At 42.5% G+C, this 16182-nt stretch carries 12 protein-coding genes; 3 read left to right on the top strand and 9 right to left on the bottom strand.

Features of this window, described 5'->3' with window-relative positions; all coding sequences use genetic code 11:
* Nucleotides 1-3 precede the first annotated feature (3 nt).
* Nucleotides 4-1107, top strand: coding sequence for a phosphomevalonate kinase (locus Q0C76_RS00330; RefSeq protein WP_295728149.1), 1104 nt, complete (start codon nt 4-6; stop codon nt 1105-1107).
* A 16-nt stretch (nt 1108-1123) separates the two neighbouring features.
* A complete protein-coding gene (gene fni / locus Q0C76_RS00335; RefSeq protein WP_295728151.1) occupies nt 1124-2152 on the top strand; it encodes a type 2 isopentenyl-diphosphate Delta-isomerase in 1029 nt (342 codons plus the stop codon).
* A 58-nt stretch (nt 2153-2210) separates the two neighbouring features.
* Here the strand turns inward: fni and Q0C76_RS00340 are convergent, their stop codons facing one another.
* From Q0C76_RS00340 to pyrR, 9 genes are all read right to left on the bottom strand, one after another.
* Complete coding sequence (locus tag Q0C76_RS00340; protein WP_295728154.1) at nt 2211-2624, bottom strand: OsmC family protein; 414 nt, start codon at nt 2622-2624, stop codon at nt 2211-2213.
* Nucleotides 2625-2636: 12 nt separating this feature from the next.
* Nucleotides 2637-4001, bottom strand: coding sequence for an RsmF rRNA methyltransferase first C-terminal domain-containing protein (locus Q0C76_RS00345; RefSeq protein ID WP_295728157.1), 1365 nt, complete (start codon nt 3999-4001; stop codon nt 2637-2639).
* 25 nt (nt 4002-4026) lie between these two features.
* The gene (locus Q0C76_RS00350; protein ID WP_295728159.1) at nt 4027-4953 is read right to left on the bottom strand and encodes a DNA/RNA non-specific endonuclease; all 927 of its coding nucleotides are present in this window, start codon (nt 4951-4953) and stop codon (nt 4027-4029) included.
* Between the two features lie 142 nt (nt 4954-5095).
* Nucleotides 5096-6022, bottom strand: a complete 927-nt coding sequence (locus Q0C76_RS00355; protein ID WP_295728162.1) for a dihydroorotate dehydrogenase — start codon at nt 6020-6022, stop codon at nt 5096-5098.
* A 19-nt stretch (nt 6023-6041) separates the two neighbouring features.
* Nucleotides 6042-9218 (bottom strand): carbamoyl-phosphate synthase large subunit, encoded by a 3177-nt coding sequence (gene carB / locus Q0C76_RS00360; protein WP_295728165.1) that lies wholly within the window; start codon nt 9216-9218, stop codon nt 6042-6044.
* Between the two features lie 2 nt (nt 9219-9220).
* Nucleotides 9221-10300, bottom strand: a complete 1080-nt coding sequence (carA, locus tag Q0C76_RS00365) for a glutamine-hydrolyzing carbamoyl-phosphate synthase small subunit (protein WP_295728167.1) — start codon at nt 10298-10300, stop codon at nt 9221-9223.
* A 1-nt stretch (nt 10301) separates the two neighbouring features.
* Nucleotides 10302-11588, bottom strand: a complete 1287-nt coding sequence (locus Q0C76_RS00370) for a dihydroorotase (protein WP_295728170.1) — start codon at nt 11586-11588, stop codon at nt 10302-10304.
* Nucleotides 11588-12541, bottom strand: coding sequence for an aspartate carbamoyltransferase catalytic subunit (locus Q0C76_RS00375; protein ID WP_295728173.1), 954 nt, complete (start codon nt 12539-12541; stop codon nt 11588-11590). The genes Q0C76_RS00370 and Q0C76_RS00375 overlap by 1 nt, the downstream gene beginning before the upstream one ends.
* A 114-nt stretch (nt 12542-12655) precedes the next feature.
* Nucleotides 12656-13180: a bifunctional pyr operon transcriptional regulator/uracil phosphoribosyltransferase PyrR gene (gene pyrR, locus Q0C76_RS00380; protein WP_295728176.1), complete on the bottom strand. Its 525-nt coding sequence runs from the start codon at nt 13178-13180 to the stop codon at nt 12656-12658.
* Nucleotides 13181-13436: 256 nt separating this feature from the next.
* Here pyrR and Q0C76_RS00385 point away from each other — a divergent pair, with 256 nt between their 5' ends.
* Entirely contained in the window at nt 13437-16103 is a 2667-nt protein-coding gene (locus tag Q0C76_RS00385) for an HAD-IC family P-type ATPase (protein WP_295728178.1), read from the top strand.
* Nucleotides 16104-16182: the final 79 nt, after the last annotated feature.

Genomic DNA, 16182 nt, shown 5'->3' on the forward strand with positions numbered 1-16182 from the left:
ATCGTGATTACAGAAAAAGCACCAGGAAAACTTTATATTGCCGGTGAATATGCCGTCGTTGAAAATGGGTTCCCGGCAATTTTAGTTGCTTTAAATCAATTTGTGTACTGTTCCATTGAAGCTTCAACTAATGAAACTGGGCAAATTATTAGTCATCAGTACCAAAATAATTCTGTTCAGTGGCACCGACACGGAGATCAAATGGTCGTAGATCAGCGTGATAATCCATTTTCATATATTCTTTCGGCCATCCAAGTCACTGAGGAATATGCTCGAACATTGAATCAACCACTAGGTGTTTACGATCTCCATATTGATAGTGAATTAGATAATGCTTCGGGGAAAAAGTACGGTTTGGGTTCTTCAGCAGCGGTCACCGTGGCCACTGTCAAGGCCTTGTGCAAGTTTTATCAGCTTCCTGTCGATAATGACCGAATTTTTAAATTGGCAGCCATTGCCCATTTTTCTGTCCAAGGTAATGGTTCGCTTGGTGATGTAGCAGCGTCTGTTTATGGTGGCTGGATTGCTTACCATTCATTTGATCGGCAATGGCTAGCTGAACAACGTAAATTTCTTGACTTAACAACGTTACTTAACCTTCCCTGGCCAGACTTGAAAATTGAATCTTTGACTGCCCCGGCTAATTTATCTTTAGTAATTGGCTGGACCGGCAAGCCGGCTTCAACTTCCCAATTGGTAGATAAAATTGCCGTTTTCAAAGCTCGGCAACAAGAACAATATCAAGTATTTTTGAATGCCAGCCGTACCTGTATTCAAAAGATGATTAATGGTTTTCACGAAGGCAGTTTGTCAATGATACAAGATGAAATCCGTTATAATCGCTCACTCCTCCAAGAATTAGCGCGCCGTTCTGGAGTCCAAATTGAAACTCCAGTGTTAAGGCAACTCTGTCAAATTGCCGAACACTTTGGCGGTGCTGCAAAAACCTCTGGGGCCGGTGGCGGTGATTGTGGAATCGTGGCAATTGATGCCAATGCCAATATTCAGGAAATGATTAAACAATGGACGATGGAAAAGATTGAACACCTGCCCCTAACCGTTCACTTTATGAATAATATTCATCGTTACACCATTAAATTAAAGTAAATTTGGAGCGCTCAATATGGACTTAGAACATGCAAAACGTAAAAATGAACATCTCTCCTTAGCTGAAAAGTTTTATTCTAGTGCGCACCAGGAGCATCCTTTTGATCAAGTCCGTGTATTACCAAATGCTCTTCCAGAAATAAAGACAACGGAAGTCAAATCAACAGTTTCAGTTCACAATCTGCATTTTGAGTGGCCATTCTATTTTGAGGCAATGACGGGTGGCAGTAGCCAGGCTAAAACAGTCAACGCAGCACTAGCAAGGGTGGCGAACCAAACAGGATTAGCAATGTCAACCGGATCACTAGCTACCATGTTTAAACTCCCACAGTTTAACGATTCTTTTACCATTGTCCGAGAATTAAATCCTGATGGCATAGTAATCGCCAATCTAGGTGCCAACGTTACTGTTCAGCAAGCTCAAGCAGCAATTAATCTTATTCATGCAGATGCCTTAGAAATTCATTTGAATGGTGCTCAAGAAATGATCATGCCTGAAGGAGACCGTAATTTTCATTGGTTAACTCATATTCAGGAACTAGTCGAAAAGATAACTGTTCCAGTAATTATCAAAGAAGTTGGCTTTGGAATGACCAAAGAGAATTTGACCGCATTAAAACAACATGGCGTAACAATCATTAACGTTGCTGGACGAGGAGGCACTAACTTCGCCCAAATTGAAAATCGCCGTAACCATCAAACGAATTTTGATGACCTGCATGCTTGGGGATTAACGACACCTGAATCACTGATCGAAGCCCAAACCCTCAATCACCTTTCGATTATCGCTTCTGGTGGAATCACCTGTCCGCTTGATGTCATTAAAGCTGGTGCCATGGGGGCAAAATGCGTTGGGGTAGCGGGATATTTTCTGCATGAATATTATCAAAATGGCGAAGATGGTCTACTAAGAACGGTTAAACAATGGCAAACAGAAATTATCGGGATCATGGCGATTCTTGGCTGCCACACATTTAACGATTTAGTCAATGTTCCCAAAGTATATGGAAATGAGCTCATTAATTACATCCAACAACGACAATAAACAAAAAGCCCAAAGTTCGGCAATCTGAACTTTGGGCTTTAATTTATTTTACTATTAATTAAGCGTTGAGCTTCACTGTCATTTTGACACAATGTGAAACTGTTTGATAAACAGTTGAAACGTGAAGAATAAAATCAACAAATTTTTGCTTTTCTTCAGGAGTCATTGAAGATGTGAAGTTGATGTCAATCGTCATTCGATCAACTACTGATTGCCCATGAACTAGTTTGTTCGTCACCGCCTGAGTAGTTACCTTAAAATGACTAACCGGGTATTTTTTGCTCTTAATAATCATTCCAGCAGACATCGCAATACATGAGTTAACGGCCCCAGTAAGGTATTCAACCGGGTTTGGCCCTGCATCAGTACCATTCTCTTTACATTGATCCGCAAAAAAAACATGGCCGCGAGCTTGGTTCTTTAATTGCCACTCTTCCGACTGTAAGTCCGTGGTTACACAATATTCACTCATAATAATTTCTCCTTAAAACCGTAATCCCTTTGGGAAAAAGTTCTTGATTGTTCCGTTAACCATTTTACCAAAACCAACGGAATGCTGATCACAAACTAATAAATACCAGCCATTCGCTTGTGGTGAATCAACTCTTAATACTTCACCATGGACATACTGGCGCCATTGCTCAATAGTAATTAGGATTCGGTTAACGATTTGTTCGGGCTGAAGGCTCAACGCTAATGCAAGCGAGGGTTCAAAGCGCCGTTTTTTTAGAGTTCCTAAATGAAGTCCCGGTGTCTGCACTTGCAACTCAGCCAATGCTGGCATCTCCTTAGGGAGAGAATAGAGCTGATCCCCAAATTTAATCAAATTTTTAAAAGACTGGCGTGGTAAATATTGCTTTTGAAAATCCACAAACAATTTATGTTCTTCTTTAGTTAACTGTACCTTTGAATGAGCACGTTGCCGTTTTCTAGAATGACGCTGTGGTAAGACACTTTGTGATCGAAGCCTGAGCTTAGCAATAAAATGTCCTTCCCCCCGATAATGGTGCGGAAACATTCGTAAGGCTTTCGTTAATTCAGGATTGCCATCGGCCCAATCTGGACGCCCATTATCCATTCCGGGAAATTTTTTAATTGGGACCATTTCCAGAGCTGGGTATTGTTTCAAAAGCCAGGCAATGTTTTGTTCGTCTTCTTCTGGAGCAAAGGTGCAGGTTGAATATACTAGCACACCACCAGCTTTAAGCATTTTCAGCGCTGATTGGAGAATTTTGCGTTGGCGATTAGCACATTCAGCTGGATAGTCCGGGTTCCAGTATTCAATTCCCGCTGGTTCTTTACGAAACATTCCTTCACCAGAACATGGTGCGTCAACTAAGATTCGATCAAAAAAGGCGGGAAAGTGCCTTTCTAAATTATCGGGTCGCTCATTTAAGATAACCGTATTTTGAGTCCCCCACCGTTCTAGATTGGAAGCTAAAACCTGGGCGCGCTTTTTGAAAATTTCATTGGCGACCAGTAATCCTTGATCCTTCATTTTTGCAATTAAGTGGGTACTTTTACCGCCGGGAGCTGCACAAAGGTCTAGTACCCGCTCGCCAGGCTGTGGGTCAACGACCTCGCCAACATACATCGCCGATGGTTCTTGACTATACACCCAACCGGTCACGTGATCCAGTGAATGTCCATTCACGGTTCCAAAATAACCATCTGGAACTGATGGTACCTGACCGGTGGCGTGTTCAATTGTGGCTTGTGGAAGACCATTTTTCAATGGATTACGACGAAAGCCGCTAATACTAGGCTGATCAAAAGACGCTAAAAAGGCTGGTGCCTCATCACCAAGTAATTGCCGATATTTTTTTTGAAATTCAACTGGTAAATTCATTGAGTTCCTCTTCTTTTTTATTACTTTACCATTTCCGGATATACTGACGCGGATGAGTAGCAATGGGTCGTTGATAATTGCCAATAAACTCAAATTGCGACTTAGTTTGGTGTTGATTATCAGCGGCCCTCACCGCATTCAATGGAACCGGAATTTTCATTCCTGTATCCATAACATATGAGCCGTCTTGGTAATTGATTTTAACTCCAGGTTCAACATTAAAGATATAGACATTAAAATTCAACTGTCCATTAGTAGAAAGTGCTTGCAAATTAATGCCCCGTGGCACCAATTCACGATGACGAAAGATTGGGGTGACCTGATAAATCACTCGCTGACCATGTTCAATGGCATGGCGGACCTTCGCTTCATAGATCGTTTGAACTTCTTGATTAATAAAATCAGTTTCTGTAAACAAATTTTGGGGATTATTTTGATCGCCAATTACGGTTGGCTGATATTTCCCAGTATTAGAGTTAATCCCAGCGGTCAAAGAATATGCAATGAGATGTCCCCGATTATACACTAAATTACCACCATAATTATCATGCCAGCCAGCTGGTTGCGTGTTTTGATCAGACCGTAGCGAGGTATCCGCATGATTATGGTATTCTAAAAAGGCTGTATTTCCATGAGAAGTCCGTCCCAACTGGTCTAATGGCTGATAGTCAACTCGGTTATTTGTCCACGAACGGGGATTCAAAGTTGAGCGACCATGGTTAACGTACATAATAACAGATTGATCAGACTGATAATTCAGCGCGGCCAGCGCTGTCCGTTGGCGCTTAGTTAAACCACCAATAATTTTAGATGAACGTGAATCTTGTTCAGCAAACTGACGTTGTTGGTGTAATAAGTGCTCATATTGATAAGCAGACATTCCACTAACACCAATGCCTGCGCCAATGGCCAACAGACAACAATATTTAATTAATCTTTGGACAATTTGCACCCATGATCCCTACTTTCCAATCAATAACTTTAATATTGTAGCGAATTTTAGTCTACGGAACCATGATTAAGCAATAATTTATTATTTTTTAAACAAAATGAGATCGATATCTTCATTCAACCGATCTCATTTCAACAACTTATTAACCACGCACTTCGTTAACCAAATCTTGCAATGATTGAATTCCTAACTGATTGAGAAGTCCTGGTAGTTCGTGAGCAATGTGTGGACAGGCGTTAATGTCTTTAAAGTGCGCAGCGCCAACCGCTACAGCATTCGCTCCTGCCATGAAAAATTCAATCACATCCGCGGCGGTTTCAATTCCGCCTTGACCAATAATCGGCAGTTTGGTTGCGTGCGCCACTTGGTAGACCATCCGAACAGCCAGCGGCTTGATCGCCTGCCCAGAATAACCGCCCATTCCATTACCAAGGACCGGACGACGACTTTTTATATCAATATGAAGCCCAAGGACCGTATTGATTAAACTCAGCCCGTCAGCACCACCAGCCTCGGCAGCCTTTGCAATCTCGACAATATCAGTAACATTCGGGGTTAATTTCACATAAACGGGGACATCTCCAGAAACATCCTTAACCGCTCGCGTAATCGTTTCCACTGCATGTGGATCAACCCCAAAAGACATTCCACCATGGGCAACATTTGGACACGAAACATTGAGTTCCAGCGCATTCACGAAACTGCTTTTCGCTAATTTCTGAGCTACTGTGACATATTCAGCTTGACTAGCACCACCAACACTCCCTAAAATCGGCAGTTTAGGATAACGATAACGCAGTTTCGGTAACTTTTCACTAATTACCGCATCGACGCCGGGATTAGTCAAGCCAACTGAATTCATCACGCCATCAGTTAATTTAGCAATCTGCGGTTGCGGATTACCAGTGGTTGCCTCTGGCGTGGTGGTTTTAATTGCAAGTGCACCTAGTTGGTTAAAGTCAACCTGATCGGATCCCCAAGCATCACCAAAGCCAAAAGTTCCGGAAGCTGGCATTAATGGTGTTGTCATCTCAAGTCCTGGCAATGTTACCTTAATTTGATCATTCATATGAAAACTCCTCATATTTTTAAAGTGCTTGCGTTGCAAATGAGCGATTTTCAAGCGCCCTCAATAGTGCATCAACCGTATCCAAAGCGGTTAGTAGCGGTACGTTATGTTCAATTGCTGTTTGGCGAATAATAAAGCCATCGGAAGTCTTTTGATAATCATGGCCCATTGTATTAATAACAATATCGACCTGATTACGAATGGCATCCAAAATATTATGATCACCAGCATCATGAATTTTATCTACCACTTCGACATGTAAATGATTCTTTTGTAAAAATTCTGCGGTACCACTAGTTGCTAACAGACGGTAACCAATCTTCGCAAACCGTTTAGCAATTGGCAGGATTGCCTGTTTATCATTATCTTCAATTGTTAACAGCACATTACCATTTTCTGGCAATTTCATTTTGGCGCCGACAAAAGCCTTATATAATGCTTTTTCAAAAGTTAGATCACTACCCATAACTTCACCGGTGGACTTCATCTCCGGGCCAAGGAAGGCATCAACATTATCCAACTTATTAAAGCTAAAGACTGGGGCCTTCACATGAACCGTTTGTGGTTCTGGGTAAAGTCCATCATGATAGCCTTGCTCCTTCAGCGATTCACCGAGAATCACTCGTGTTGCTACTTGGGCCATTTCAATGCTGGTAATTTTACTCAAGAATGGCACCGTTCGACTAGCACGCGGGTTAACTTCTAGAACATATGCTTCATGATTATGAATAATAAACTGAATATTCATTATCCCAATACACTTTAACGCAATGCATAATTTTTTCGTTGCATCCACAATTTGTTGTTTAATATCATGGTCAAAACTTTGTGGTGGGTAAACTGCCATTGAGTCACCCGAGTGCACCCCAGCCCGTTCAATGTGTTCCATAATTCCCGGAAGGAGAACATCATTACCGTCACAAATGGCATCGACTTCACATTCTCGACCTTCAAGGTAGGCATCGATGAGAATTGGGTGGTCACTAGCAACATTGGTATTATCGTGAAGATATTGTTCTAGTTCCGGTTCATTATAAACAATCTCCATTGCTTTACCGCCAAGTACATAGCTTGGTCGTACCAGCACCGGATAACCAATTTTATCCGCTGCTTCGATCACACCCTGATGAGTCGTTGCCGTTAAACCAACCGGTTGCTTTAATTGCAGGTCTTTAATCACTTGGTCAAAGATTCGCCGATCTTCTGCGGCATCAAGATCTTTAACGCTAGTGCCCAGAATTTTAATCCCGTGCTGATCTAAACCAGCGGCCAAGTTAATCGCAGTTTGCCCACCAAACTGAACAATTACCCCCACTGGCTGTTCCAAGTCACAAACGTTTAAAACGTCTTCCAACGTGAGCGGTTCAAAATAGAGTTTATCTGAGATTGAGAAATCCGTAGAAACAGTTTCGGGATTAGAATTCATCACGATTGCTTCATAGCCATGTCGTTGAATTGCTTTAACACAGTGGACCGTTGCATAATCAAATTCAACTCCTTGACCAATGCGGATTGGACCAGAACCAATTACCAAAATGGAAGGTTTCGTTGACCTTTGACTTTCATTTTCATGATCATAGGTACTGTAAAAGTACGGGGTGGCGGATGCAAACTCAGCTGCACATGTATCTACCATTTTGTAAACTGGCACAATACCATTAGCTAAACGCAATTTTCGAACACTATCCGCAGTCGTTTGCCAGAGATGAGCAATCGTTGCGTCGCTAAATCCATACTTCTTGGCTTCACGAAGAACTTCTACATCGTCACGACCATTCTGAATTAACCCCTCCAATTCAATAATGTGTTTAACAATATCGAGAAAGTAATCATTAATTTTCGTTAGCTCATGCACATCTTCAATCGAGTAACCACGACGAAATGCTTCTGCAATGTAAAATAGCCGATCATCTTGTGCGTGCACAAGTTTGTCTTCAAGTGCGACATCCATCGCTTGGTGTGCTTCCGGCAAAAAGAAGTCGCACGTGTCAATTTCCAGTGATCGGACAGCCTTTTGAAACGCCTCTTCAGCATTTCGACCGATGGCCATTACTTCTCCGGTTGCCTTCATTTGACTGCCAAGGGTTCGATCGGCACGAGTAAATTTATCGAACGGCCACCGAGGAATTTTGCAAACAACGTAGTCCAAAGCGGGTTCAAATTCCGCATAGGTGGTCCCAGTTACCGGATTAATAATTTCATCAAGGGTTAGGCCCACCGCAATCTTGGCTGCCATCTTGGCAATTGGGTATCCGGTCGCCTTTGAGGCCAGAGCTGATGAACGTGAAACCCGGGGGTTAACTTCGATGACATCATAATGGTAACTATTCGGATCCAAAGCTAATTGAACGTTACAGCCACCTTCGATCTTCAATGCACGAATGAGCTTCAATGCACAGTCACGTAACATTTGGTATTCACGATCAGATAAAGTTTGATTGGGAGCAAACACAATCGAATCTCCCGTATGAATTCCCACCGGATCAAAATTTTCCATACAGCAAACAACCATTGCATCATCCTTAGCATCTCGCATCACTTCAAATTCAATTTCCTTATATCCAGCAATTGACTTTTCAATCAAACATTGCGTCACTGGTGAAAGATCTAAACCATTGGCGGCAATCATTTTTAATTCTTCATCATCATGACACATTCCACCACCAGTGCCACCCATTGTAAAGGCGGGACGAACAATCACTGGATAACCAATTTGGTGAGCAAAGGCTAATGCCTCGTCTACTGTTGATACAGTTTGCGAAGCCGGCACTGGTTCATGGAGCTGTTGCATTAATTCCTTAAACCGTTCCCGATCTTCGGCCTGATCAATCGAGTCAAGCTTCGTCCCGAGTAATTGAATTCCCAATTCATCTAATAAACCGGTTTTGGCAAGCGCTACTGCTAGGTTTAACCCAATCTGTCCACCTAAAGTTGGCAAAATTGCGTCCGGATATTCTTGCCGAATAATGCGAGAAACGGAATCTACCGTCAATGGTTCAATATAAACGTGGTCAGCAATTTCGTTATCAGTCATAATCGTTGCTGGATTGGAATTGACGAGAACCGTTTCGTATCCTTCTTCTTTTAAAGCCAGACAGGCCTGCGTTCCAGAATAATCAAATTCTGCAGCTTGACCAATAATGATTGGTCCCGATCCAAACACCATGATTTTGTGAATATCTTTCCGTTTGGGCATAATTATAGTCCCTCCTTTTGCTGATCAACCATACTTATGAAGTCATCAAAGAGTGCATCCGCATCGTGAGGCCCGGGAGCTGCATCCGGATGAAATTGAACCGAGAATGCCGGATATTGTTTGTGACGAAGTCCTTCAACAGTACCATCATTGACTTCTTCATGAGTAATCATTAGGCGATCTTTATCCACCGACTTAGCATCAACTGCATAGCCATGATTTTGCGAAGTAAAGGCAATCTTGCCAGTGGCAATGTCTCGCACTGGGTGATTAAAACCACGGTGGCCAAATTTCATCTTGTAGGTTTTGGCACCATTAGCTAAGGCGAAAATTTGATGTCCCATACAAATCCCAAATAGGGGGTAGTGCTTTTCAATTTCGGCCACCATTTGAACTGCGGCGGTCATTTCTTCTGGATCACCAGGCCCATTACTGAGTAGTACTCCATCTGGATGAAGATTCATTATTTGTTGAGCACTTGTCGAGCATGGAACCACAATTACATTACAATCGCGCTTGGCTAACTCACGTAAGATGCTGTGTTTAATTCCAAAGTCAACCACAACGATGTTTCGTTTGGTACCTGGATTAGGATAAGCTGACTTAGTAGAAACCTTTTGGATAATCCCTTTCGTTGGTTGGGTTGTTTTTAACTTAGCGATGATTTCTTCAACATTGGTAACATCATCAACAATTGTTCCACGAAGGGTTCCGTGGTTTCGTAATTGACGCACTAATTTCCGTGTGTCAATTCCTTGAATCCCCGGAACACCATTTTGTTGTAAGAAATGTGGAAGTGTATCTTGCATCCGCCAACTGCTTGGCCGCCGAGCTAACTGATGACAAATCACTCCCTTAATCTGTGGTTCAAGGCTTTCTAGATCGTCTAGATTAACCCCATAGTTACCAATTAAAGGGTTCGTAAATACCAGAATTTGGTTGGCATAAGATTGATCTGTAATTGATTCTTGGTAACCAGTCATTCCAGTATTAAATACGACTTCGCCAATTGTTGATGCTTCAGAGCCAAAGCCTTCTCCAGTAAAGACGCTCCCGTCTTCTAATACTAAATATCGCTTCATATTAATTTTCCTTTCGCCGGTAAACCACTCGTCCATCAACTAAGGTCATTACGGTTGTTCCATAAACCTCATCACCCGTAAATGGCGTGTTAATTCCTTTCGATTCATAGTTAGACGCTTTTATTTCCGCAGGATGCTGTAAATCAAAGATCGCAATATCAGCTGGCTTCCCCGGTGCGAGATGTCCAGCTTGATTCAGGTTGAAAAGATCAGCCGGCTTAGCCGTCATTAAATCCAACAACTTATTGAGGCTAATAATTCCAGTTTTTACCAATTTCGTATAAAGTTCACTAAATGCAGTCTCACTACCAGTAATTCCATTGGCTGCTTGACGAAAATCTGCTGGCTTATCCGCAACCGTATGTGGCGCATGATCAGTCGCGATCATATCAACTGTGCCATCCTGGAGTCCGCGAATTAATTCTTCACGGTCTGCTGCCGTCCGCAGCGGTGGATTCATCTTGTAGTTAGTATCTTGACCATCAATATCATCAACCGTTAACAGGAGGTGGTGTGGTGAGGCTTCGCAAGTCACATTCACCCCCTGTTGCTTAGCAAACCGGACCATTTGAATACTTTCCTTTGTGGAAACATGACAGATATGGTAGTGAACTCCTGTTGCCTTTGCTAGAACAAGATCACGAGCCACTTGGGCTGATTCAGATACACTCGGTGCTCCCGGTAGGCCCAGTTGCTTGGAACGGTCACTTTCTGTCATCACACCACCAAACAGCAATGAATTATCTTCAACATGGGCTGCCAACGGCAACCCAACCTTGGCAGCCGCTTGCATTGCTCGATACATCGTGGCAGCAGTTTGAACCCCTGATCCATCATTACTGACCGCAAAAGCACCCGCCTTTTTTATTCCGGCAAAGTCAACTAATTCATTACCAGTCCGTCCCTTAGTGATGGTCGCATATTGTTTAATATGAACCACCCCTTCTTCATGATTACGCTTCACCATTTTTGCAACTTGTTCTGGCGTATCAGGGCTGGGCTGCAAATTTGGCATTGCCCCCACCGTGGTAAACCCACCGTGTGCTGCTGCTCGTGAACCAGTTCGAATGGTTTCCTTTTGTGTTTCGCCAGGGTCACGGTAATGAACATGAACATCAACAAGACCTGGTGTAACTAATTGATCCGTTGCATCAATAATCTGATCAAATGATTCTTGAAAACTGCGTGGTTGACCAATTGATTGAATAGTCTGATCTTCAATCACAATATCTGCAGCCATTAGTTGACCTTCAACATCGACCATCCCATTCTTAATGAGTGCTTTCATTACTTTAATCCTCCTAATTTACGCCCTCGCAACACAGCTTCTAACATTGCCATTCGCATAAAGACCCCATTTTGCATTTGACGGAAGAAAGCACATTTTGGTGCTTCAACTAAATTGCCTGCTAATTCCACGCCATGATTAATTGGTCCTGGGTGCATAATTAAGCATTCTGGCTTCAAACGATCATAACGTACTTGATTAATACCATATTCTGCATGATACTTGGCTGCATCAAATTCACTTTCGTTGACGTCACCAGCATGTCGTTCGTGCTGAACCCTTAATAACATCATTACATCAACCTGATCAACTAAATCATCTAATGGTCGATATTCGCCATACTGGTCAAAAGCATGATCGTACCAGTATTCCGGACCAGAGAAGTAGACTTTCGCCCCTAAGCGGGTCAGAATTTCCATATTACTCCGGGCAACTCGGGAATTAGTAATATCGCCAACAATCGCAACCTTTAGATCTTTAAAACTGCCAAAGTGTTCATGAATGGTCATCATATCCAACAGACTCTGGGACGGATGTTGTCCACTTCCGTCACCAGCATTGACAATTCCGATGTTCAGATGATGATCGGCAGCAGGATGAACTAACGGTTCATAGTATTCATTTTGTGAATCACGAATTACGGTTAAATCAACACCAAGAGCATTCATAACCAAGCATGTATCGTACATGGTTTCACCCTTGCTTCGTGAACTGTGTGACCCATCAAACGGGATTTCAGTTAGTCCCAACTTTTTTTCGGCCATGGCAAAACTCGTATGAGTCCGCGTCGAGTTTTCAAAAAACATGTTCGTAACGTACACTGGTTGCGTAAGCATTGGCACTTGACCGCCCTGTTTAAAGAATTCTGCCCGTTGAATTAAGGCGTTAATTTCTGGAACAGTTAGGTGCTCAACACTCACAAAATGAGTTAATGATACCAAGTCTTTAGTCATAATTTTCTCCTTATAAAAATAAAACCCGGTTGCTGCTAAGCTCCGGGAGATGGTCCATCTATTATATAGATTTTGTTACCATCATACCCTCTCTGGAGCATCGTTAATGGTTCACTATTTAATTAAATTGATTTGGTCTTGCTGATCGACTTCTGATAGGTTCACTTGAACCTTCTCATCATTAGCTGTCGGAATATTCTTGCCGACAAAATCCGGTCGAATTGGCATTTCACGATGACCACGATCAACTAATACGGCAATACTAATTCGCTTAGGCCGCCCCATATCCATTAAAGCATCCATTGCAGCCCGCATGGTACGGCCAGTATAGAAAACATCGTCAACTAACACAATGTGCTGATCATCAATCTGCGTCGTAATTTGGTCAGCAAATTGGTTCCGTTTATCATCATCATGACGATCATCTCGGTAAGCAGAAACGTCAACCGCACAAACGGGAACAGTGTTGCCCTCTAATTTAGCCATTTGTTCTGCAATCCGCTTAGCCAAAAATTCACCACGAGTTTTCACCCCCACGAGGATTAGATTATTGATTCCCTTATTTTTTTCAATAATCTCATAAGTTAAACGTGTGAGCGATCGCTGAATCATTAAGTTATCCGCAATTGTTTTTTCCATATGAACCACCTTTCAATCTTCGATGTCCAATAAGAAACCCCCTAGCTATACAGTCCGTATAGTCTAGGGGTCGCGATATTAAAACTTAGCTGCGCTAAGCGTTGATTGAACCGCTCCTTACTAGCCTCACGGGACTAACTTAAAGGACATTGATTACCATTGATAATATAAGGAAAATTTAAACTTGTCAACGCCATTTTTCAAATTTCCTATGGTAAAATTATGACATAAACTAACTTACAGTAAGGAGATTCAATTGAAGGAAATTTATCAAACGACTTTATCTGAACTGAAGCAACGATTTGGCATTGAAGAATGGACGACTGGATTAAATAGTCACGAGGCTGCTCAGCGATTACAAAAAAATGGTCCGAACGCGATTGAGATTACGCCAACCCCAAAATGGAAGATTTTCTTACGCCAATATAACAACATCGTGATCTACATCTTGCTAGCTGCCACTATTCTCACCGTCATCATCGGTCATTATACCGATGCAATTGTGATTGCTGCCGTAGTTGTCTTAAACTCGTTGATTGGGTATTTCCAAGAAACTAGCGCTGCTAATGCACTTGCCAAAATCAAAGCAATGATGGCTCAGCACGCTACTGTTTACCGGAATGGTGCACGACAAGATGTCAATGCTGCTGACCTGGTGACTGGCGATGTTGTTTTCCTTGAAGCGGGGGATAATGTTCCAGCGGACTTACGAATTGTTGCGGCTGATAATTTACGGATTGAAGAATCCGCCCTAACTGGTGAAACAAATTCCGTGATCAAAACAGCAGATGCTCTGACGGATAACAAGATTCCATTAGCCGATCAGACTAATATGGCGTTTGCCTCGACTTCGGTCACCAGTGGTAGCGGGATGGGGATCGTGGTTGCCACCGCTGAACAAACTGAAATTGGTAAAATTTCACAAGAAGTCGCACAAATCAAACCACAGAAAACTCCTTTAACCAAAGAAATCGATTACGTTGGGAAAGTCGTTTCATACATTACGATCATTGCCTCGATCATTGTTTTTATCGTCGGCTTCTTTCTCAAAATCTACTCGCTCCCGGCGCTTGCACTTGCAGTCGTAGCAATGCTCGTTGGTGCGATACCTGAAGGACTACCAGCTATTACATCGGTAATTCTCGCTTTTGGTATTAACAAAATGGCAAAACGCTACCACACAATTATTAAATCAATGCCAGCCGTCGAGACCCTCGGTTCTGTTGACGTGATCGCTACAGATAAAACAGGAACTCTAACCAAAAATGAAATGAGTACTACTGAATTATGGGTTGGTGATCAGCATTACAAAGTAAGTGGCAACGGCTATGCACCAGTGGGCAAAATTACATCAGCCGGTCAGCCTGCTAAACTAACGAGTGAACTCAAGCTTTTTTTAGAGGCCGGCTACCAAGCGAATGATACAATATTGACCGAAAATAATGGCCACTGGCAAATCAATGGTGAACCGACAGATGGTGCTTTTTTGACCCTCTATCGCAAGGTCCTTGGGGTCGACTATCAATCGGAGTACGAACCGGAAGATTTACTGCCGTTCGATTCTGACTACCGTTATATTGCAAGGTTAACGAAAAACCAGCAAACCGGACAACAGGTTATTTTTATCAAAGGGTCACCGGATAAGCTATTTAAAATGGCTACCAAAGCAGATCCTAATTTCAATCTGAACAAATGGCAACAACGGGTTCAGGAATGGTCTAAAGATGGGAAACGTGTCATTGCAGTTGGTTATCGTGAGCTTTCAGACGGTGAATCCCTAAACGAAGTCGAACATCATCATCTCTATGCCGGATTACATCTTCTGGGGCTGGCAGCATTACGGGATGCCCCTCGTGAAGAAGTAATTACGGCTCTTCAAACAATGAACAATGCTGGAGTAGCGGTGAAAATGATTACTGGTGATGACCCTACCACAGCCCGTGCAATTGGAAAAGAGCTTGGTTTAGCACCAGGTGAAATCCATGCTATTACTGGTACTGAGTGGGATCGGCTCCCAGTTGACGAACGGCCGCAGGTTGCCGATCAAACTCAAGTCTTTGCACGAACCACTCCACAAAATAAGCTTGAAATTATCGAAGCCCTGCAACAAAAGCAAAAAACAACTGCAATGGTTGGGGACGGCGTCAATGATGCACCTGCATTGAAAAAAGCTGACATCGGAGTTGCAATGGGTATTAAAGGAACTGACGTTGCTAAGGATTCTGCAGATATGATTCTAGGTGATGACAATTTTGCAACAATGGCAGCAGTGATTAAAGAGGGGCGTCGTATTTACGATAACATTAAGCGGAGCATCCTCTTCCTATTGCCAACATCCTTTGCGGAAGGCCTCGTCGTAGCGTTCTCCCTATTGACTGGTCAAGAAGTACCTTTACAACCTTCGCAACTACTCTGGATTAACCTCATTTCAGCCATCACAATTCAATTTGCCTTTGTCTTTGAACCTGCTGCAAAGGGAATCATGGACCGCGAACCACGGCCTATTCATCAAAGATTAATGAGCCGTCACGACCTGATCCAAATGGGCTATGTTGCTGCACTAATGGCAGTTTTCGCCCTCATCGGTTACGATTGGTTTATCCGTGCAGGTGCAGAGACTATTAATGCCACCACAATGATGGTGAACACCATTGTCTTTAGCAAAATCTTTTACTTCTTTAGCATTCGAACTGATAGTTATGGATTTAATCGATTAAACAGTATTAATCCCAAAGCCTGGAGCGTGATCGGATTAATGGTGATCTTCCAATTAATATTAACCTACGTTCCATTTATGCAACGCATCTTCCATGTCGAAGCGATTAGTTTAATTGAATGGATTGCTGTGCTTATCTTTGCTGCCTTGATTTTGATCTTAGCAGAATTAGACAAGCTAATTTTGAGAATCCGTAATCATCGTTAACCCACGACCCAGTCTCGATCTATAAAATAAACATTATAACAGCCTCAAAAGAAGTGATATTAACTATCACATTTCTTTT

Source organism: uncultured Limosilactobacillus sp. (assembly GCF_934202705.1).
GTDB lineage: Bacteria > Bacillota > Bacilli > Lactobacillales > Lactobacillaceae > Limosilactobacillus.